The organism is Caballeronia sp. ATUFL_M2_KS44, from assembly GCF_023630965.1.
Classification (GTDB): Bacteria; Pseudomonadota; Gammaproteobacteria; order Burkholderiales; family Burkholderiaceae; genus Caballeronia; species Caballeronia concitans.
Genome location: NZ_JALQEA010000020.1, coordinates 310970 through 332258 on the forward strand (window position 1 = coordinate 310970; position 21289 = coordinate 332258).

General features: G+C 63.9%; 16 protein-coding genes. 2 read left to right on the top strand and 14 right to left on the bottom strand.

The genetic code is table 11. From position 1 onward, the window contains the following. Window positions 1-16: 16 nt before the first annotated feature. The 12 genes from murC to coq7 all read right to left on the bottom strand — a co-directional run bounded on the left by murC (window position 17) and on the right by coq7 (window position 14243). A complete protein-coding gene (gene murC / locus NCR39_RS11605; protein ID WP_040050502.1) occupies window positions 17-1411 on the bottom strand; it encodes a UDP-N-acetylmuramate--L-alanine ligase in 1395 nt (464 codons plus the stop codon). Between the two features lie 3 nt (window positions 1412-1414). Continuing rightward, window positions 1415-2533: an undecaprenyldiphospho-muramoylpentapeptide beta-N-acetylglucosaminyltransferase gene (gene murG, locus NCR39_RS11610; RefSeq protein WP_250452310.1), complete on the bottom strand. Its 1119-nt coding sequence runs from the start codon at window positions 2531-2533 to the stop codon at window positions 1415-1417. Beyond that, entirely contained in the window at window positions 2530-3828 is a 1299-nt protein-coding gene (gene ftsW, locus NCR39_RS11615; RefSeq protein ID WP_250452311.1) for a putative lipid II flippase FtsW, read from the bottom strand. The genes murG and ftsW overlap by 4 nt, the downstream gene beginning before the upstream one ends. Then, window positions 3825-5336, bottom strand: coding sequence for a UDP-N-acetylmuramoyl-L-alanine--D-glutamate ligase (gene murD / locus NCR39_RS11620; RefSeq protein ID WP_250452312.1), 1512 nt, complete (start codon window positions 5334-5336; stop codon window positions 3825-3827). The genes ftsW and murD overlap by 4 nt, the downstream gene beginning before the upstream one ends. A 54-nt stretch (window positions 5337-5390) precedes the next feature. Continuing rightward, window positions 5391-6560, bottom strand: a complete 1170-nt coding sequence (gene mraY / locus NCR39_RS11625; RefSeq protein WP_040050498.1) for a phospho-N-acetylmuramoyl-pentapeptide-transferase — start codon at window positions 6558-6560, stop codon at window positions 5391-5393. A gap of 23 nt (window positions 6561-6583) precedes the next feature. Then, on the bottom strand, window positions 6584-8014 hold the full coding sequence (locus NCR39_RS11630; RefSeq protein WP_250452313.1) for a UDP-N-acetylmuramoyl-tripeptide--D-alanyl-D-alanine ligase: 1431 nt from the start codon (window positions 8012-8014) through the stop codon (window positions 6584-6586). Beyond that, window positions 8011-9552, bottom strand: coding sequence for a UDP-N-acetylmuramoyl-L-alanyl-D-glutamate--2,6-diaminopimelate ligase (locus NCR39_RS11635; protein ID WP_250452314.1), 1542 nt, complete (start codon window positions 9550-9552; stop codon window positions 8011-8013). The genes NCR39_RS11630 and NCR39_RS11635 overlap by 4 nt, the downstream gene beginning before the upstream one ends. Next, a complete protein-coding gene (locus tag NCR39_RS11640; RefSeq protein ID WP_250452315.1) occupies window positions 9549-11411 on the bottom strand; it encodes a peptidoglycan D,D-transpeptidase FtsI family protein in 1863 nt (620 codons plus the stop codon). The genes NCR39_RS11635 and NCR39_RS11640 overlap by 4 nt, the downstream gene beginning before the upstream one ends. Next, the gene (gene ftsL / locus NCR39_RS11645) at window positions 11408-11752 is read right to left on the bottom strand and encodes a cell division protein FtsL (protein ID WP_040050494.1); all 345 of its coding nucleotides are present in this window, start codon (window positions 11750-11752) and stop codon (window positions 11408-11410) included. Before ftsL ends, NCR39_RS11640 begins: the two co-directional genes overlap by 4 nt. Further along, window positions 11749-12702, bottom strand: a complete 954-nt coding sequence (rsmH, locus tag NCR39_RS11650) for a 16S rRNA (cytosine(1402)-N(4))-methyltransferase RsmH (protein ID WP_250452316.1) — start codon at window positions 12700-12702, stop codon at window positions 11749-11751. The genes ftsL and rsmH overlap by 4 nt, the downstream gene beginning before the upstream one ends. Before the next feature lie 16 nt (window positions 12703-12718). After that, window positions 12719-13147, bottom strand: coding sequence for a division/cell wall cluster transcriptional repressor MraZ (mraZ, locus tag NCR39_RS11655; protein WP_040050492.1), 429 nt, complete (start codon window positions 13145-13147; stop codon window positions 12719-12721). 442 nt (window positions 13148-13589) lie between these two features. After that, window positions 13590-14243, bottom strand: coding sequence for a 2-polyprenyl-3-methyl-6-methoxy-1,4-benzoquinone monooxygenase (coq7, locus tag NCR39_RS11660; protein ID WP_250452317.1), 654 nt, complete (start codon window positions 14241-14243; stop codon window positions 13590-13592). A 356-nt stretch (window positions 14244-14599) separates the two neighbouring features. On the opposite strand from coq7, the gene NCR39_RS11665 reads away from it, so the two are divergent. Further along, a complete protein-coding gene (locus tag NCR39_RS11665) occupies window positions 14600-15775 on the top strand; it encodes a porin (protein ID WP_250452318.1) in 1176 nt (391 codons plus the stop codon). A gap of 140 nt (window positions 15776-15915) precedes the next feature. On the opposite strand, the gene NCR39_RS11670 is transcribed toward NCR39_RS11665, so the two are convergent. After that, the gene (locus NCR39_RS11670; RefSeq protein ID WP_250452319.1) at window positions 15916-17589 is read right to left on the bottom strand and encodes a long-chain fatty acid--CoA ligase; all 1674 of its coding nucleotides are present in this window, start codon (window positions 17587-17589) and stop codon (window positions 15916-15918) included. Between the two features lie 127 nt (window positions 17590-17716). Then, complete coding sequence (locus tag NCR39_RS11675) at window positions 17717-19798, bottom strand: molybdopterin-containing oxidoreductase family protein (protein WP_250452320.1); 2082 nt, start codon at window positions 19796-19798, stop codon at window positions 17717-17719. Between the two features lie 157 nt (window positions 19799-19955). Here NCR39_RS11675 and NCR39_RS11680 point away from each other — a divergent pair, with 157 nt between their 5' ends. Next, a complete protein-coding gene (locus NCR39_RS11680) occupies window positions 19956-21146 on the top strand; it encodes a M20 aminoacylase family protein (protein WP_250452321.1) in 1191 nt (396 codons plus the stop codon). Window positions 21147-21289: the final 143 nt, after the last annotated feature.

Below are 21289 nucleotides of genomic sequence, written 5' to 3' on the forward strand. Positions count from 1 at the left end.
TCGTTCATTGCTGTCATCACTGCGGCTGGCTCTGCGCGAGCCGCCCGCACACACCGCCGATGGAACCCGCGCCCATCGTGATCACCACGTCGCCGTTGCGCGCGATGGTCGTCACCGCGTCCGGCACTTCATCCACTGTTTCGACGAACACCGGCTCGATCTTTCCGGCGACGCGAATGGCACGCGCGAGCGCGCGGCCATCGGCGGCGACGATCGGCGATTCGCCTGCGGAATAGACATCGGTGAGCACGAGGGCATCGACCATCGACAGCACTTTCACGAAGTCCTCGAAGCAGTCGCGCGTGCGGGTATAGCGATGCGGCTGGAACGCGAGCACGAGACGCCGGTCCGGAAACGCGCCGCGCGCCGCCGCGATGGTCGCCGCCATTTCGACGGGGTGATGACCGTAGTCGTCGATCAGCGTGTACGCGCCTTCGTTGTCGGCCGTCTTCACTTCGCCGTAACGCTGGAAGCGCCGTCCGACACCGTTGAATTCGGCGAGCGCTCTCTGGATATCGGCATCGGCCACTTCAAGTTCAGTCGCGATCGCGATGGCCGCGAGCGCGTTCTGCACGTTGTGCAGGCCCGGCAGGTTCAGCACGATGTCGAGCGGCGGCGCGTCTTCGCGCATCGTCGTGAAATGCATGCGGCCTTCGCGCGCCTCGATATTCACCGCGCGCACTTGCGCCTCCGCGCCGATGCCGTAGCGGATGATCGGCTTCGACACGAACGGCAGGATTTCGCGCACGTTCGGATCGTCGACGCACAGCACCGCGATGCCGTAGAACGGCAGCCGGTGCGTGAATTCGATGAACGCCTGCTTGAGCCGCGCGAAGTCGTGGCCGTAGGTGTCCATGTGATCGGCGTCGATGTTCGTGATGACTTCGATCACCGGGAAAAGATTCAGGAACGACGCATCCGATTCATCCGCTTCCGCGACGATGAAGTCGCCCGTGCCGAGCCGCGCGTTCGCGCCCGCGCTGATGAGCCGGCCGCCGATCACGAAGGTCGGATCGAGTCCGCCCGCGGCCAGCACGCTCGCGACGAGCGACGTGGTCGTGGTCTTGCCGTGCGTGCCCGCGATCGCGATGCCCTGCTTCAGGCGCATGAGTTCCGCGAGCATCACGGCGCGCGGCACGATGGGCACGCGGCGATGGCGCGCGGCGAGCACCTCGGGATTGTCGGGACGCACGGCCGTCGATACGACGACCGCATTCGCGCCTTCGATGTTGTCTTCGTGATGCCCGATCTCGACGCGCGCGCCCAGCGCACGCAGCCGTTCGGTGACCGCGTTCTTCGACAGGTCCGAGCCGCTGACCTGATATCCGAGATTGAGCAGCACTTCTGCGATGCCGCTCATCCCTGCTCCGCCGATGCCGACGAAGTGAATGTGCTTGACGATGTGTTTCATGTCCTAATGTGCCTCCCGAGCTTGCGCGTCGAAACGCGCGCCGGCCACGTCGGCGCAGACGCTTGCGACCCGTTCGGTCGCATCCGGCTTCGCCAGCGCACGCGAGCGCACGGCCATGTCGGCCAGCGTCTCGCGCGTTTGCGCACGCAACCAGCCGGCGAGCTTTTCCGCCGACAAATCGCGTTGTTGTATCAATTCCGCAGCGCCGTTCCTGGCGAGGAACGCGCCGTTGGTCGTCTGGTGATCGTCGACGGCGAACGGGAACGGCACGAAGAGCGCCGCCACGCCGACCGCCGCGATTTCGGAGACCGTCATCGCGCCCGAGCGGCAGATCACGAGATCGGCGGATGCATAAGCGCTCGCCATGTCTTCGATGAACGGCACGAGCTGCAGGTCGTCGCCACGCGAGAAACCCGCCGCCGCGTAGTTCGCTTCGAGTGCTTCGATATGCTTCGCGCCCGCCTGATGCACGATGCGCGGACGTTGATCCGCGGCAAGCAGCGCGAGCGCCTTCGGCACCGTTTCGTTCAGCGCGGCGGCGCCCAGACTTCCGCCGACCACCAGCACGTTCAGCTTTCCCGAGCGCGCGGCGTAGCGTTCTTTGGGCGGCAATGTCGCGTTAAGTTCCGCGCGAATCGGATTGCCGGTCCATTCCGCATTCGGCAGCGCATCCGGGAACGCGACGAGCACGCGCTTCGCGAGATGCGCGAGCACCTTATTCGCGAGTCCCGCGATGGAATTCTGTTCGTGAAGCACGAGCGGGCAGCCCGCGAGCTTCGTCATGACGCCCGCCGGAAACGTGATGTAGCCGCCCATGCCGAGCACGACATCCGGCTTGATCCGGCGCAGCACGCGCAGGCTTTGCGAGCACGCGCGCAGCAGGTTGACCGGCAGCATCAGCTTGGTCTTGATGCCCTTGCCGCGCACGCCGCCGAAGCGCACGTATTCCATCGGCACGCCGTGCTTCGGGACGAGCGTCGCTTCCATGCCGCTCGCATTGCCGAGCCACACGACGCGCCATCCGTGCGCCTGCATCCAGTGCGCGACGGCGAGGCCCGGAAACACGTGGCCGCCGGTGCCGCCCGCCATGACCATCAAGGTGCGGTCGCGTTGCGCGGTCATACTTTGCCTCCGCGCATCAGAACCCGGTTCTCGTAATCCACGCGAAGCAGCACCGCCAGCGCGACACAGTTCAGCAGAATGCCCGAGCCGCCGTACGAAACGAGCGGCAGCGTGAGGCCCTTGGTCGGCAAAAGACCGAGATTCACGCCCATGTTGATGAACGTCTGTGCGCCGAACCAGATGCCGACGCCCTTCGCCATCAGACCCGCGAACGTGCGATCGAGCGCGAGCGCCTGACGGCCGATCTCGAATGCGCGGCGCACGATCCAGTAGAACAGCAGAATCACGACGATCACGCCGACGAAGCCCAGCTCCTCGCCGATCACCGCGAGAATGAAGTCGGTATGCGCTTCGGGCAGATAGTTGAGCTTTTCGACGCTGCCGCCGAGTCCCACGCCGAACCACTCGCCGCGTCCGAACGCGATCAGCGAGTGCGTCAGCTGATACGCCTTGCCTTGCGCATAACGGTCGTCCCACGGATCGAGGTAAGCGAAGATCCGCTCGCGACGCCACGGCGAGAGCCACACGAGCATCGTGAACGTGCCCACCGCCGTCAGCACGAGGCCGCCGAACAGCTTGCCGTTCACGCCGCCGAGAAACAGCACGCCCATCGCGATGGCCGCGATCACCATGAACGCGCCCATGTCCGGTTCGAGCAGCAACAGCGCGCCGACCGCGCCGACCGCGACGGCCATCGGCAGGAAGCCCTTGCCGAAACTGTGCATGAACTCCTGCTTGCGCACCGTGTAGTTCGCGGCATAGATGGTCACGGCGAGCTTCATGATTTCCGACGGCTGCATGTTCGTGATGCCGAGCGGAATCCAGCGGCGCGCGCCGTTCACGCCCTTGCCGATGTGCGGAATCAGCACGATGACGAGCAGCACGAGCGCGAGAAGAAAGAGCTTCGGCGCGTACTTTTCCCAGGTCTTCACCGGAATCTTGAACGCGATGACCGCGCCGACGAGCGCCGTCGCGATGGAGATGAGGTGACGCACGAGGAAGTGATAGTCGCGATACTGCGCGTATTTCGGCGAATCGGGCATGGCGATCGACGCCGAATACACCATGACGATGCCGAGACCGAGCAACGCGATGGTCACCCACAACAGCGAATGATCGTAGTCGAGCATGCGCGAGCGCGCGGGACGCACGCCGTTGACCGCGCTCGAAATGCCGCCCGCGCCTTCCGTGCGGCCAACGCGCGCGCTCGCACCCGCGCGACCGGCGAGCGAGTCGTTCGCGACCGCGTTGCGCTGGCCGGTCAGTTTCGATCCGAAGCGTTCCGACCAGCTCATAGCATCACTCCCCGCGCTGCGGCGATTTCTTCGACCGCGCCGCGAAACACGTCCGCGCGGTGTGCGTAGTTCTTGAACATGTCGAGGCTCGCGCACGCGGGCGAGAGCAGGACGGCGTCGCCGGCTTCCGCGATGCGTGCCGCCGCGTGGGTCGCGGCTTCGAGCGTCGCGTGATCTTCGAGCGCGACGCCGGTCGATTCGAGCGTCTCGCGAATGCGCGGCGCGTCGCGGCCGATCAGCATCACAGCGCGCGCCCAGCGCGCCACCGGCGCTTCGAGCGGCGAGAAATCCTGGCCCTTGCCGTCGCCGCCGGCGATCAGCACGACGCGTTGCGCGAGGCCGTCGAGCGCGGCGACCGTTGCGCCGACGTTGGTGCCCTTGCTGTCGTCGACGTAATCGACGCCGTCGATCTGCGCGATCACTTCCACGCGATGCGGCTCGCCGCGATATTCGCGCAAGCCATGCAAGAGCGCCGCGAGCGGCAGATCGATTGCACGCGCGAGCGCGAGCGCGGCCAGCGCGTTCGCCGCGTTGTGCAGACCGCGAATGCGCAGCGCATCCGACGGCATCAGCCGCTTGGCGACGACATTCGGCGCCGCCGTTTCCTGCTTGCGACGGCGCGACGACGTCGGTTCGTCGGCGGCGTCGCGATCGATACCTTGCGCGAGCCACGCGATGCCGTTGTCGCGCAGCAAGCCGTAGTCGCCGACGTTCGACGGCTCGTTCAGCCCGAACGTCACCACGCGGTCCTGCGCGACGTTGACGGCGAGCGCCATCGTGCGGGCGTCGTCGCGATTGAGCACGCGCGTCGTGCGCGGGCCGAAGATGCGGCCTTTCGCGGCGGCGTAGGCATCGAGGCCGCCGTGCCAGTCGAGATGATCCTGCGTGATGTTCAGCACCGCGGCGGCATCCGGCTCGAAGGTGTGCGCGGTCTCGAGCTGGAAGCTCGACAGTTCGAGCACCCAGACGTCCGGCAGCGCGGTCTGATCGATGGCTTCGGCGAGCTTGTCGAGCATCGCCGGGCTGATGTTCCCCGCGACCGCCACGCGCTTGCCCGCGCGCTCGCACAGAAGGCCGGTGAGCGCGGTCGTCGTGGTCTTGCCGTTCGTGCCGGTGATGGCGAGCACCTTCGGCTGATAGCCGTTCACGGCGAGTCCCGCGAGCGCCTGCGCGAAGAGTTCGAGTTCGCCCCACACGGGAATGCCGCGTTCCCTGGCGGCCGCGACGAGCGGCGCGAGGTCCGGCGCGAGCGGCGATAGTCCCGGACTGACCGCGACGAGTTCGATGCCGCCGTCGAGCAGTTCCGTCGTGAACGCGCCGCCGACGAAATCGGCATCGATGTCATGGATGACGAGTTCGGAGAGATTCGGCGGCGTTTCGCGCGTATCGGCAATCCGCAGGCGGCAGCCGTGCCTGGCGCACCAGCGCGCCATCGCGAGGCCGGATTCACCGAGCCCCAGCACGAGCACCATCGGACTTTGCCGACCGGAAAACTTCTCGCCAAACATCGCTTTTACCTTTGAATTGAACCGGAAACGGATGAACCTTCGGGCGCTGACGAATCAACGCAACTTCAACGTCGACAAGCCGAACAGACACAGCATCAACGTGATGATCCAGAAGCGCACCACCACTTGCGTCTCGGTCCAGCCGGACAGTTCGTAGTGGTGATGCAGCGGCGCCATCTTGAAGAAACGGCGGCCTTCGCCATAACGGCGCTTCGTGAACTTGAACCAGAAGACTTGCAGCATCACGGAGAGCGTTTCCGCGACGAAGATGCCGCCCATGATGAACAGCACGATTTCCTGACGCACGATCACGGCGATGGTGCCGAGCGCGCCGCCGAGCGCGAGCGCGCCGACATCGCCCATGAAGACCTGCGCGGGGTGCGTGTTGTACCAAAGGAACGCGAGGCCCGCGCCGCCCATGGCCGAGCAGAAGATCAGCAATTCGCCCGCGCCGGGAATGTGCGGGAAGAGCAGATACTTCGAATAGACCGACGAACCCATCACGTAGGCGAACGCGCCGAGCGACGCGCCCACGAGCACCACGGGCATGATGACGAGACCGTCGAGGCCATCGGTGAGATTCACCGCGTTGCTGGATCCGACGATCACGAAGTATGTCATCGCGATGAAGCCCCACACGCCGAGCGGATACGTGATCGACTTGAGGAACGGCAGCATGAGGTCGGCGCGCGCGGGCAGGCCCATCGAAAGGCCGCTGCGCACCCACGCCATGAAGAGATCGAACACGCGCGCGTTGTTGGCTTCGGACACGCTGAACGCGAGATAAACCGCCGCGAAAATGCCGATCACCGATTGCCAGAAATACTTCTCGCGCGACGACATGCCGCGCGGGTCCTTGTGCACGACCTTGCGATAGTCGTCCACCCAGCCGATCACGCCATAGCCGAACGTGACGAGCATCACGATCCACACGAAGCGGTTCGTGAGATCCGCCCAAAGCAGCGTGGATACCGCGATGCCGATGAGAATGAGCACGCCGCCCATCGTCGGCGTACCCGACTTGACGAGGTGCGTCTGCGGGCCGTCCTTGCGCACGGCCTGGCCGACTTTCATCGCGGTCAGCTTGCGGATCACCCAGGGGCCGCAGACGAGACCGATCAACATCGCCGTCGCCGTGGCTCCCACGGCGCGGAACGTAATGTAGGTGAACACGCGCATGAAGCTGGCGTCATTCTGGAGCCATTGCGCGAGTGCAAGTAGCATGCTGGGCCTTCTCTTTCTGTGAGTCAGTGTGCTGCGGGCGTGCTGCCCGCGGCGGGTTGTGCGAGGCTCGTCAAGGCGTCCACCACGCGCTCCATCTTCATGAAGCGCGAGCCTTTCGCGAGATACGTTGCGCCGGGTCCGAACCCGGCTTGTTCGAGTGCTTCGATCAACGCGGCGACGTCGTTGAAATGCGCGCCGGTCTGCTTCGATGCCTTTGCGTTGAATGCGTTCACGGAATCGCGGCTTGCGTCGCCGAGCGCGAAGAGCGCATCGATGCCGCGCTCCGCTGCATAAGCGCCCACTTCGCGATGAAACGCCGGTCCTTCTTCACCGACTTCGCCCATGTCGCCCATCACGAGCACACGCGGCGATGCTTGCGCCGCGAGCACATCGATGGCCGCGCGCATGGAATCGGGATTGGAGTTGTACGTATCGTCGATGACGGTCGCGCCCGCGAGCGCGCTCACCACCGCGCGCTTGACCTGCAAGCGGCCTTTGACCGGCTGGAAGGCTTCGAGCCCGCGCTTGACGGCATCGAGCGAAACGCCGGCGGCGAGCGCCGCAGCCGTGGCCGCGAGCGCGTTGCGCGCGTTATGTTCGCCGAGCACGGAAAGCGCGATGTCGATGTCGCCTTGCGGCGTGCGCACGTGCACCGTGGTGCCTTCGAGCGTGCCGGTGACGGCGGCCTTCGTTTCATCGCCGGTGAGCGCGAAATCCATGACGGGATTGCCCGTCGCGGCGACGCGCCAGATGCTCGCGTAGTGATCGTCGGCGGGGAACACGGCGGTACCGGTTTCGCCGAGCGCATGAATGACGGACGCGTGTTCCAGTGCAACGGCTTCGACCGTCGCCATGAATTCCTGATGCTCGCGCTGCGCGTTGTTGACGACCGCGACCGTCGGCGCGGCGATCTTGCCGAGCGCGTCGGTTTCGCCCGGATGATTCATGCCCAGCTCGACCACCGCCAGCTTGTGCGCGCCGTTCAGACGAAACAGCGTGAGCGGCAAGCCGATGTCGTTGTTGAAGTTGCCCGCCGTCGCGAGCCGCGCGTCTTCTCCGACCGATGCCGCGAAGATCGACGCGATCATTTCCTTGACCGTGGTCTTGCCGTTGCTGCCCGTGACGGCGACGAGCGGCATGGTGTAGCGCTTGCGCCAGCCGTGCGCCAGCGCACCGAGCGCCGCGCGCGTGTCCTTTACCTTGACGACAGGAAGCGGCCAGGCATCCGAATTGCGCAACTCGCGCGAAACGAGCGCGGCGGCCGCGCCGCTCTTCGCAACCTGATCCAGGAAATCATGCGCGTCGAAACGATCGCCCTTCACCGCGACGAACAGATCGCCCGCCTGCACGGCGCGGCTATCCGTCACGACGCGTGCGATCGCGATGCTTTCGTCGCCGATGACCACCGCGCCCGGAATGAGCGCGGCGGCTTCGCGCAGCGTGAACATGGTCATTCGGTACCTCCGCGCTGCTGCGTGGCGCGTGCTGCAAGCGCGAGGCGCGCGTGATCCTGGTCGGAGAACGCGCGCTTCTTGCCCATGATTTCCTGTGTGGCTTCGTGCCCCTTTCCGGCCAGCACGACGACATCCTCTCGCGCCGCCGACCGCACCGCCTGAAGGATGGCGCTCGCGCGATCCTCGATACGGCGCGCCTTCGCGGCGTCTTTCATTCCGGCTGCGATCTGGTCGATGATCGCGAGCGGGTCTTCGCTGCGCGGGTTGTCGCTCGTGATGACGACCTGATCCGCGAGACGCTCCGCGATTTCGCCCATCAGCGGGCGCTTGGTCGCGTCGCGGTCGCCGCCGCAACCGAACATGCAGACAAGCTCGCCGCCGCGCGCTTCCGCGATCGGGCGCAGCGCGGCGAGCGTCTTGTCGAGCGCGTCGGGCGTGTGCGCGTAGTCGATCACGACGAGCGGCTCGTCGCTTTGCAGCCGGCCGCCGAGACGCTCCATGCGCCCGTTCACCGACTCCAGTTTCGCGATGCGCGCGATGGCGGCATCGAACGGAACGCCCACTTCGAGCAGCACGCCGAGCACCGCGAGCAGGTTGCTGACGTTGAACGTGCCGAGCGTGCCGACTTCGACTTCGGCTTCGCCCCAATCCGACGAAAGATGAAACGCGGTGCCGGTGGCCGTCGCGCGCACTTGCGTCGCGAGCAGCACGGCGTCGGCGGACGGCGCGGCATCGGCGGGCATCTCGACGCCGTATGCAATCGTGCGGACCTTGCCGCGCAGCGATGCGATGAGACGCTGGCCCGCCGCGTCGTCGCGATTGACGATCGCCGTCTTCAGCGACGGCCACGCGAACAGGCGCGCCTTCGCGGTTTCGTACGCCTCGAAGGTGCCGTGGTAATCGAGATGGTCTTGCGTGAGATTCGTGAAGATGGCGATGTCGAAGTCCGTGCCGTTCACGCGCCCCTGATGCAGCGCATGCGACGACACTTCCATCGCGACCGCTTCCGCGCCCTGGCTCTTGAGTTGCGCGAGGTTGCGCTGGAGTTGCGGCGCATCGGGCGTGGTGAAGCCGCTATGCACGAGCTTGCCCGGCATGCCGATGCCGAGCGTGCCGACGATCGCGCACGGACGGCCGAGCGCGGTCAGCGCCGTGGCGATCCACTGGCTGCACGACGTCTTGCCGTTCGTGCCCGTCACGCCGACGGTCAGCATCGATGCGGTCGGCTCGCCGTACCACGCGGACGCGATCGGACCGGCGAGTTCGTTCAGCGCGGCCACGGCGCGCGTCTTCGATGCGTCCGGCTTGCCCGCGAAGTTTTCCGGCTGGTAGAGCGCCGCCGCCGCGCCCGCGTTCAGCGCCGCGTCGATGTACGCGCGATTGTCCGCGCCATCGACGGCATAGGCGAAAAACACGTCGCCGCTTTTCAGCGAGCGCGTGTCGGCATGCAACTGCGCCTCGGGCCGCGCGTGCGCGCGCAGCCATTCGACGGCGTTCGAAACGTCCTTCTGCATCTTGCTTTGACGGGCCGCGCTCATCGCACGACTCCCGGATGTGTCTTCGAATTGCTCGATACGGCGACCTTCTTCGCCGCATTCGCGTTGTTGGCGTTGTTGCCGTTCGCCGGTTGGGCAGGCGTCTGCGCGGCCGGATTCGATTCGTCCGATACCACCATTTGCTTTACCGGCATGTCGGGCGGCACGTTCAGCGCGCGCAAGGTATCGCCGACGATGCCGGAAAACACCGGCCCCGACACCTGTCCGCCGAAGTGGCTGCCCGCCGTCGGCTCGTCGACCGACACGGCGACCACGATGCGCGGATTCGGCATCGGCGCCATGCCGACGAACGATGCGCGGTACTTCGAGTGATCGTAGCCGCGGCCCGCGTGCTTGTACGCCGTGCCCGACTTGCCGCCGACGCGATAGCCCGGCACCGCCGCATCCGGCGACGTCCCGTTCTTCGAGACGACGGCTTCGAGCATCGCGCGCACTTCGCGTGCGGTGGTCGGCGAGAAAACCTGCTGGCCCATCGGCGGCTGATCGCCCGGCGTGCGGAAAATCGAGACCGGCAAGATGGAACCGTCATGCGCGATCGCCGTGTACGCGCGCGCGAGCTGGAAAAGCGACGCCGACAAACCATAGCCGTACGACATGGTCGCCTGCTCGATGCGCCGCCAGCTCTTCCACGGCCGCAGACGCCCGGTCACCGCGCCCGGAAAACCGACCTTCGGCGCCTGCCCGAGCCCGATGCTCGTGTACATGTTCCACATTTCTTCCGGACGCAATTGCATCGCGATTTTGGTCGCGCCGATATTGCTCGACTTCTGAATCACGCCGCCGACCGTGAGCGTGCCGAAACCGGCGTCGTCCGTGATGCGCGCGCCGTCCAGCACGAACACGCCGCCGCCCGTTTCGACGAGCGTGTTCGGCGTCACGCGATGCAGATCGAGCGCGAGCGAAACGGTGAACGGCTTCATGATCGAGCCCGGCTCGAAGGTGTCCGTGAGAATGCGGTTGCGCAACTGCTCGCCCGTCATGCGCGAGCGGTCGTTCGGGTTGTAGGTGGGATAGTTGACGAGCGCGAGCACTTCGCCCGTCTTCGTGTCGATGACGATCGCCGCGCCCGCCTTCGCCTTCGACTTCTCGACGGCCGCCTTCAGGTTCGTGTACGCGATGTACTGAATCTTGCTGTCGATCGAGAGTTCGACGTCCGTGCCGTTGTGCGGCACGACCTGTTCGTCGACATCCTCGACGATATGGCCCATCCGGTCCTTGATGACGCGGCGCATGCCCGGCGTGCCGGCGAGCACGTTCTGGTCGCCCAGTTCGACGCCTTCCTGCCCCTTGTCTTCAATATTAGTAAAGCCGATCAGGTGCGCGGTGATTTCGCCTTCCGGATAGAAGCGCTTATATTCGCCGCGCGAATAAATGCCCGGAATGTCGAGCGCCGCGACTTTCTGCGCGACTTCGAGCGGCACCTGACGTTTCACATAGACGAAGGTCTTGTCCATCGAGAGCTTCGCGCGCAGGTCCTTCTGCGTCATGTCGAGCAGCTTCGCCAGTTCCGCGAGCTTGTCCGCGCCGAGATCGTTCGGCACGGCTTCGGGAATCGCCCAGATGGCCTTGACCGGCAGGCTCGTGGCCAGCACGAGACCGTTGCGGTCGCGAATCTGGCCGCGCGTGGCGGGCATTTCCAGCGTGCGCTGATAGCGGCTCTCGCCCTGCTTCTTGAAGAAGGCGTTGCCCGGTCCTTGAATCCAGAATGCGCGCGCGGCCAGCGCGACGAACGCCATGAAAAGCAGAAACACGACGAACTTCGAGCGCCACATCGGCAAGCGCACGGCGAGGATCGGGTTCGGCGTGTAGGCGACGTCCTTTTGCTTCGCGGCTTTCTTCATCTTTTCGCTCCGCGAGCGGACGGCGCCGAGGCGGGCAGCGGCGGCGGCATGGGCGCATCGGCGGCCTTGGCGGTCGCCGGGTCGTAAGTGAGGTATTGCGTGCGGCCGGTCGTCACGGGCTGCATCTTCAGTGAGTTAGTGGCCAACTGCTCGATGCGCGATGTCTTCGACAACGCGCTCTGCTGATACTGAAACTGTGCGTAATCCTGCTGAAGCTGCCGCTCCTGCGACTGCGCCCGCTGCAACTCGATGAACACTTGCCGCTGCTTGTTCGTGGCGCTGACGACCGACAGCGCGCACCCGAGCACGATCATCAACAGGAAAATATTGAGACGGTTCATGGCGCGATGCGCTCCGCGATGCGCATGACAGCGGAACGGGCGCGCGGATTGGCGGCGACTTCGGCCTCGCTCGGAAACACGCGGCCGACGATCCGCAGAGGCGGGCTCGGCAGATCGACCGCGCGGATCGGCAAACGACGGTCCACCGCCGGCGCGCTCGATTGCGCCTGCATGAACCGCTTGACGATCCGGTCTTCGAGCGAATGAAAGCTGATCACGACCAGCCGCCCCCCTTGCTCCAACAGCGAAAGTGCCGATTCAAGAACTACCTGCAGCTCCGCAAGCTCTTGATTGATGTGAATCCGTATAGCCTGAAAGGTGCGGGTTGCCGGATCCTTGCCCTTTTCACGGGTCTTGACGACGTGACCCACGATTTCGGCAAGCTCGCGCGTGCTGACGAGAGGCCCAAGACGGTCGGACTCTGCCCGGCGAGCAACAAGCGCCTTTGCAATCTGAAAAGCAAACCGTTCTTCCCCATAATCTCTGATCACCTCCGTCAATTCCTGCACCGTGGCCCGCGCGAGCCACTCGGCCGCCGACTCGCCGCGAGTCGGGTCCATCCTCATGTCGAGCGGGCCTTCCGCGCGGAAACTGAAACCGCGCTCCGGGTCGTCCACTTGCGGCGACGACACACCCAGGTCCAGCAGCACACCCGACACCTTTTGCACACCGTGTTCGCTCGCTGCATCGCGCATCGACGCAAAGCTGTCGTGCACGATCGAGAAACGCGGATCCTGAATCTGTTGCGCCGTGGCAATGGCAAGCGGGTCCTTGTCGAAGGCGATGAGCCGCCCCGCTTCGCCCAGCCGCTGCAGAATTGCCCGGCTATGACCGCCGCGTCCGAACGTGCCATCCATATAGATGCCGTCCGCGCGGGTGATCAGCCCGTCCACCGCCTCGTCCAGCAGCACCGTGCGATGCTGCAGTTCATTTCCCATCGCAGGTGCCATGTCGTTGAGCGCCGCGTCAGAAAGTGAAGTTCTTTAGCGCTTCGGGCATGCCCTGCGCCATCGCCGCGGCTTCCTTCGCCGCGTACGTCTGCGAATCCCATAATTCGAAGTGCGCGCCCATGCCGAGCAGCGTCACTTCCTTTTCGAGCGACGCGGCCGCACGAAGCTCGGGCGAAACCAGCACGCGCCCGGCCGTGTCGAGTTCGACATCCATTGCGTTACCGAGAAAGATGCGCCGCCACCACATCGCTTCCATGGGGAGCGCGGCGACCTTGGCGCGAAAGACTTCCCACTCCGGGCGGGGAAAGAGCAACAGGCATCCATCCGGGCTCTTCGTGAGCGTCACCCGGCCTTCTGCCTGCCCTTGCAGCGCTTCCCGATAGCGGGACGGAACCGACATCCGCCCTTTCGCATCGAGCGTCAGCGCCGACGCCCCTTGGAACACTCGCCCTTCTCCCCGTTGTCGACCGCCTCATTGCCCAATGAGCCGATCCGATGCAAAGCCGACGACGCCCACGATGACGTCACTGCTGCCCTGAAATTGCCGAAAAGTGGGTGTTGAATCACACAAACAACCACTTTCTGACACTGTCTCCCACTTTAGAGGAACGCATTTCCTGGGTCAAGACGCGGGTATTTTTTTAAGGGCGGCTTTTGCTCGCTAGAACAAGGACTTAGCGTTAAAACCTGAAGGACCGGTGAAGAAGAAAACCGTTTGGAATTAGAGGGCTAGTGCCGGATGTGAAGGTAAAGTATGAATTCGACGGGAAAGAGACGTGAAATGTAACGGTTTCTGCGCGCCGTTTTTGCCGCAAGGTGGGACGCTCTCGATTCCTTTCGATGGCCTGTCGCGCAAAGATGCGTGGCCATCGAAATCGGACGCCGGATCAGATGTAATAGGCCGTGCGTGTCATGACTTTCGATGCCGCGCGCATCAGCGCCCGCACCGGAAACGGCATCTCGCTTCCGCCCGCGCCGATCGCCGCCGCGGCGTGCGCGCTTTCATCGTTGCGCATTTGCTCGACGATCGCGCGCGACGCGTAGTCGGTTGCCGGCAACGTGCGCATGTGACCGTCCAGATGCTGTTCGACCTGACGCTCCGTTTCGGCCATGAAGCCGAGACTCGCGCGATCGCCGAAGCGGCCCGCGACGAAACCGATCGCCAGCGCGCCCGCATACCAGAGCGGGTTCAGCAGGCTCGGGCGCGAGTCCAGGTCTTTCAGGCGCTGAGCGGTCCATGCAAGATGGTCTTCCTCTTCGCGAGCCGCCTGTTCGAAGCCCGCCTTCAGCGTCGGCGAATCCGTTGCGAGCTTTTGCGCCTGATAAAGCGCCTGCGCACACACTTCGCCGACATGATTCACGCGCATCAAACCCGCCGAATGCGCCTTCTCTTTTTCCGTGAGCTGCGGCTCTTCGGCGAGCAAGCCGCCATCCGCGAGACCCGCCGCATTCGAGTCGGGGATGGGCCGCGACATGCGGCTCACGCCGACCATGGAACGCAAGCCTCGATCGAACTCGCTAATGACCTCATCGAGCGTCATGTCCTCACCTCTTTCTTCGTGTTCATGTTTGCGCAACGCGCCGTGCGACGTGTTCAGCAAGCTGCATTCTCCGCGAACGACGATGCGAAAATGCGCGCCCGCAGGTGCCATTTTTTGTAATTAGGGCAAACGCGACTCGCGAAAATGCTGAAAAACCAAGATTTTAGCGCATGTTGCGTAAACGTCACACGAAGCGCGAACGCCACCCCGTTTCCTTTTGTGCATCTGGACGTCTTTGTTACATTACGTGTCACCTTCGCAAACGAAGTGTCCGGCAGGGACCGTCAACACACTGGCGCTAGAACAGTGACCTTGCCAAAAACAAGTCGCAAGAACACTCCTTGGAGATCTATTCAATGAAAAAGTCGCTTCTCGCTCTGGCAGCATTGGGCGTCTTCGCTGGCGCCGCACATGCGCAGAGCAGCGTGACGCTGTACGGCATCATCGACGCGGGCTTCCTCTACACCAACAACAGCGCCGGCCAAAAGCTGTATGCACTGAACAGCGGCAACGTGCAGGGTAGCCGTTGGGGCCTGCGCGGCACGGAAGACCTGGGTGGCGGTCTGAAGGCCCTCTTCGTGTTGGAAAACGGCTTCAACGTGTTCAACGGCCGTCTGGGCCAAGGCGGTGCTGAGTTCGGCCGTCAGGCTTACGTCGGTCTGTCGACGGCTCAGTTCGGCACGGTCACGCTGGGTCGCCAGTACGACTCCGTGGTCGACTACACGGGCGCATTCGAAGTCGGCAGCCAGTGGGCGACGTACTTCGGCGCGCACCCGGGCGACCTCGACAACATGAACAACTCGAATCGCGTGAACAACGCGATCAAGTTCACGAGCGCGAACTACGCAGGCTTCACGTTCGGCGGTCTGTACAGCCTGGGCGGCAACGCTGGCCAGTTCAACCGCAACCAGATCTGGTCGGTCGGCCTCGGCTATTCGCAAGGTCCGCTGCAATTCGGCGCTGGCTACCTGAACGTCAAGGACCCGAACTACTCGTTCTTCGGCAACAACCCGTCGTCGAACACGGCAACCTCGACGGCCGCTTCGAACATGAGCGGCAGCCGCGTGTACTCGGGCTTCGCATCGGCTCACACGCAGCAAGTGATCTCGGCAGGCGCGGCCTATACGTTCGGCGCAGCGACCGTCGGCGCGACGTATAGCAACACGCAGTTCAAGGATGTCGGCACGGACGCCGGCGCGGGCCTGAACCCGGGCGGTTACACGGGCGGCTCGGGCAAGTTCCACAACGCCGAAATCAACTTCAAGTATCAGTTGACCCCGGCTCTGCTTGTGGGCGCTGCTTACGACTACACGAAGGGCTATGGCCTGGCCAACGCCAAGTACCATCAAGGCATGCTCGGCGCCGACTACTTCCTGTCGAAGCGCACCGACGTGTACATCGATGGTATCTACCAGCACGCTTCGGGCACCGACTCGACGCGCACCGCAGCGGTCGCGAACATCAACGGCCTGTCGCCGTCGTCGACGTCGAACCAGGTTGCTGCGCTGGTCGGCATCCGCCACAAGTTCTAAGAAGCTCGTAACAAAGCAGTATCGACTAAAGGCGCCTTCGGGCGCCTTTTTTTTCGGCTCGGACGCCGGCGCGGACCAAGAAAAAGCCTCCGTGTCCTGCGACAGACACGAAGGCTCGTCTTGACGCGTTGCCGGCGTTCTTACACGGTGCCGTCGCGCAATTCCCGACGCAGGATCTTGCCGACGTTGCTCTTCGGCAGATCGCTGCGAAACTCGATGATGCGCGGCCGCTTGTAGCCCGTGAGCCGCTCGCGGCAATAGGCCATCACGTCGGCTTCGGTCAGGTTCTCGTCCTTGCGCACGATGAAGAGCTTCACCGCTTCGCCCGAATTCTTGTCCTTCACGCCGACTGCCGCGACTTCGAACACGCCGGGCAGCATCGCGACCACGTCTTCGATCTCGTTCGGATACACGTTGAAGCCGGACACGAGGATCATGTCCTTCTTGCGATCGACGATCTTCACGTAGCCGCGCTCGTCGAACACGCCGACGTCGCCGGAGCGGAAGAAGCCATCGGGCGTCATGACCTTGGCCGTTTCGTCCGGGCGATTCCAGTAGCCCGCCATCACCTGCGGTCCGCGGATGCAGATTTCGCCCGCCTGGCCGAGCGGCAACTCGTTGTTGTCGTCGTCGCGAATGGAGATTTCCGTCGATGGCAGCGGCAAGCCGATCGTGCCGGTGTACTCGGTCGCCGTCACCGGATTGCAGGTCACGCACGGCGATGTCTCCGACAACCCGTAGCCTTCGATGATCGGCACGCCGGTCATCTTGAACCAGCGCTTCGCGACGGCTTCCTGCACGGCCATGCCGCCGCCGTTCGCCGCGATCAGCTTCGAAAAGTCGAGCTTGCTGAAATCCGGATGATTCAGCAGCGCGTTATAAAGCGTGTTGACCGCCGGGAACGTGTTGATCGGAACGCCCTTCAACTCCTTGATCATGCCGGCGATATCGCGCGGATTCGGGATCAGCACGCCGAGACCGCCGGTGCGAATCGTGAGCATGCCGCACACGGTCAACGCGAAGATGTGATACAGCGGCAAAGCCACCACGCAGACGAACTGATCGATGTCCGGCCGCTGCTTTTGCGCCGGGTCCAGCCACACCTCGGATTGCAGCACGTTCGCGATCAGGTTCCGATGCGTGAGCGTCGCGCCCTTCGCCACGCCGGTCGTGCCGCCCGTGTACTGGAGGAACGCGACGTCGTCCGGCGTCTGCGCGACGGCTTCGAACGCGTGCCGGCCGCCTTCGGCGAGCGCATCGTTGAAACGGATGCTGCCCGGCACCGTCCATTGCGGCACCATCTTCTTCACGCGACGCACGACGAAATTGACCACGAGCCCTTTGAGGCCCATGAGATCGCCCATCGACGCGACCACGACATGCCTGATCGCCGTGTTCGCGATCACCGCCTGCAGCGTCACCGCGAAATTTTCCAGAATGACGATGGCTTCCGCGCCGCTATCGCGCAACTGATGCTCGAGCTCGCGCGGCGTGTAGAGCGGATTCACATTGACGACGATGTAACCGGCCCGCAGCACCGCGGCGATCGCCACCGGATACTGCAGCACGTTCGGCATCATCAGCGCGACGCGCGCGCCCGGCTTCAGCCCTTTCTTCTGGAACCACGCGGCGAGCTTCTTCGACATGTCGTCGAGCTCGCGATACGTGATCGCCTGCCCCATGCACACGAACGCGCGACGGTCGCGGTTCTTGCGAAAACTGTCCTCGAGCAACTGCGACACCGACCGGTACGCCGACGCGTCGATCTCCGCAGGTACGCCGGCCGGATACGATTTCAGCCAGAGTTTTTCCATACGGCGTCTCCTTATTTGATTTTCGAATGGTCGTGCGAAAACGAGATGCTAGCCGCTCGTCTCGCTCCCGACAATCCGGTTAGACGCCCCACTCCAGGATCGCGCGAACCCAACTTCTCCAAACTTCTCAATGCAATGACTCCACTTCAACCAGGCAATCGTAGAACGTTGCCGATCCCCCCAGATCGGTCAATGCCTGGCTCGTTACTTGATTGGCGTTGCAGCCATCGGGGGACAACTTCTTCCACCAGATCGACAAGCCGACGACGACGCCTTCGCGCGCGCGTTCCGTCACGCGTACGCGCGCCTGCATCGAGCCGCGATCGTTGAAGATGCGCACCAGCACGCCGTCCGCGATACCGCGCGCTTCCGCGTCATGCGGATGAATATCGAGATGCGGCTCGCGCTCGGCGGCTCGCAGGCTCTCGACGTTCACGAAGCTGCTGTTCAGGAAATTGCGCGCGGGCGGCGAGATCATCGCGAGCGGATAGCGGGCGGCCAACGCCGGCGCGTTTTCCGAAGACTCGTACGGCGGGAGGTAATCCGGCAACGGATCGTGGCCTTCGTCCTTCAGGCGCTGACTGAAGAACTCGCATTTCCCGGACGGCGTGCGGAAGCCGCCGTTTGCAAACGGGGCATCCGGAAGGTCGAGCTTGATCCAGCCCGACGCTTTCAGCGCGTCCCAACTCTGACCTTTCAGCGTCGGATGATTCCAGCGGAAAGCCTTCGACGCGATCTGCTCGTCGGTTTCGAAAAGCGCCGGTTCGACGAGGCCCATCGCGCGTGCCAGACTGCGGAAGAAATCCGTGTTCGGGCGCGATTCGCCGACGGGCGCAATGGCGGGCAGATTCGCCATCACGTGTGTGTGACCGTACGATTTGTGTACGTCGAGGTGTTCGAGCTGTGTGGTCGCGGGAAAAATCAGATCCGCATAGTCGGCGGTATCTGTCTGGAAGTGTTCGAGGACAATCGTGAACAGATCTTCACGCGCGAAGCCCGCCGCGACCTTCGCGGAATCCGGCGCGACCGCGACTGGATTCGAGTTGTAGACGATCAGCGCCTCGACTTTCGGGCCGAAGGTTTCGTCGCCGGGATGCAGCAGCGCATCGCCGATCGCGTTCATATTGATGATGCGCGGCAGCGTGTTCGGCCAGCCGGGCAGCAAGTCGGGACGCTCGAGCGCCGGGCCGTCGATCGGCGCCCAGCCCGACGACGACAGCAGCAAGCCGCCCGAGCGCTCACGCCACGCGCCCGTCAGCGACGGAAGGCTAGCGACCGCTCGCACCGCGTTGCCGCCGCCGCGCACACGCTGCATGCCGTAGTTGAGGCGGATCGCGGCCTTCTTCGTCGACCCGAACGCTCGCGCAAGGTCGACGACCGTCTGCTCATCGATTCCGCAAATTTCCGCGACACGTGACGGCGGATACTGCGCGGCGCGCGCCGCGAGATCGTCGAAGCCGAGCGTGTGGTTGTCGATGTAATCCTGGTCGACGAGCCCTTCACGAATCAGCACGTGCATCATGCCGAGCGCGAGCGCGGCATCGGTGCCCGGCCGCAGCGCGATATGTTGATGGCATTTTTCCGCGGTCAGCGACTTGTACGGATCGATCGCGATCAGCTTCGCGCCGCGCCGCTTTGCTTCCTGCGCGCGCGTCCAGAAATGCAGGCTCGACGCGATAGGATTCGCGCCCCAGATCAAAATCAGCTCGCTTTCCTCGAAGAAATCGACGTGCATGCCGAGGCTCGCGCCATAGGTGTAGCGCAGTCCGGCCGCGCCGGCGGCGGCGCAAATCGTGCGATCGAGACGTGACGCGCCGAGCACGTTGAAGAAACGAGCGGCGATGCTTTCGCCCTGAACGAGGCCCATCGTGCCCGCGTAGCTGTACGGGAGAATGGCTTCCGGCGCGCGGCGCGCGATCGGCTGAAGCCGTTCCGCCGCGATGCGCAGCGCTTCGTCCCAGCCGATCGGCTCGAAACGCCCCGCTCCCTTCGGCCCGACGCGTCGCAGCGGAGTCAGAAGACGGTCCTTGTGATGCGTGCGCTCGGCGTATCGCGTGACCTTCGTGCAGAGGACGCCCTGCGTCGGCGCGTGGTCCGGATCACCGCTGACTTTTATCGCCTTGCCGTCTTGCACGGTGACGCGCATCGCGCAGGTATCGGGGCAGTCGTGCGGGCATACGGCTCTTGCAAACTCGGCGGGAGCGTTCATCGAAAAGTCCGGTCAATCGAGAAATAGGCGGCAGATGACGGAATTCTATTACGCCGGTTATGCGACCGACCGTCCGATCCGCCAAATAGTGGCGGCGTAGAATGGTTAGTCCGCGTCGATACGCGCGATCCGAATTCGAAACGAGAGAGCATTTCAAATGAGTCTGATCCCGGAAATCGAAGCATCACACGACGAAATCAAGGCCCTCCGACGAACGATCCATGCTCATCCCGAGTTGCGTTACGAAGAGGTCGGTACTGCAAAACTGGTAGCGGAAAGTCTGGAGCGATGGGGCATTACGGTTCACCGCGGTGTCGGCAAGACGGGCGTCGTCGGCGTGCTGAAGCGCGGGTCGGGCAGCGCGTCCATCGGACTGCGCGCCGACATGGACGCCCTGCCGATACAGGAACTCAACACGTTCGGCCATAAATCGACGCACGCGGGCCGAATGCACGCATGCGGCCACGACGGTCATACCGCGATGCTGCTCGGCGCGGCCAAGTATCTGGCGGAACACGGAAAATTCGATGGAACCGTCGTGTTCATCTTCCAGCCCGCAGAGGAAGGCGGCGCGGGCGCCAAAGCCATGATCGACGATGGACTCTTCAACCGCTTTCCCGTCGATGCCGTGTTCGGTATCCATAACTGGCCGGGCATACCGGCGGGTCATTTCGGCGTGACGGAAGGCCCGATCATGGCATCGAGCAACGAGTTTCGCATCACGATTCGCGGGACCGGTTCGCACGCGGCGCTGCCGCATAACGGTCGCGATCCGGTTTTCACGGCCGTGCAGGTCGCTAACGCGTTGCAGAGCATCATCACGCGCAACAAGAAGCCGCTCGATATGGCGGTGCTGTCGATCACGCAGATCCACGCGGGAGACGCGGCGAACGTAGTGCCCGACCAGGCGTGGCTCGGCGGGACGGTGCGTACATTCACGGTGGAAACGCTGGATTTGATCGAATCGAGGATGCGGAAGATCGTCGAAGCAACGGCGTCTGCCTACGACTGCGAAGCGGACGTGTACTTCCATCGCAATTACCCACCGACCATCAACGACGCCGAACAAACGAAGTTCGCCGCACAGGTGATGGCGGAAGTGGTCGGCGCTGACAAGGTGAACAGCTCCGTAGAGCCGACGATGGGCGCGGAGGACTTCTCGTTCATGCTGCTTGAGAAGCCAGGCTGCTACGCGTTCCTCGGGAACGGCGACGGCGGGCATCGGGAACAAGGACACGGCATGGGGCCATGCACGCTGCATAACGCTAGTTACGACTTCAACGACGCGCTGTTGTCCGTGGGCTCGTCGTACTGGGTGCGAATGGCTGAACGATTCCTGGCCCGATGATATTTTGGGCTGCGCGCGGTCAGTAGAGTGTTTGCATGCAGCACTCCCCGCTGATTCGCCGGCCCCAACGCAAAAACCCCACCTTTTCGGGGTGGGGTTTTTGTTTGCGGCATGAGGAGCCTGACGATTACCTACTTTCACAC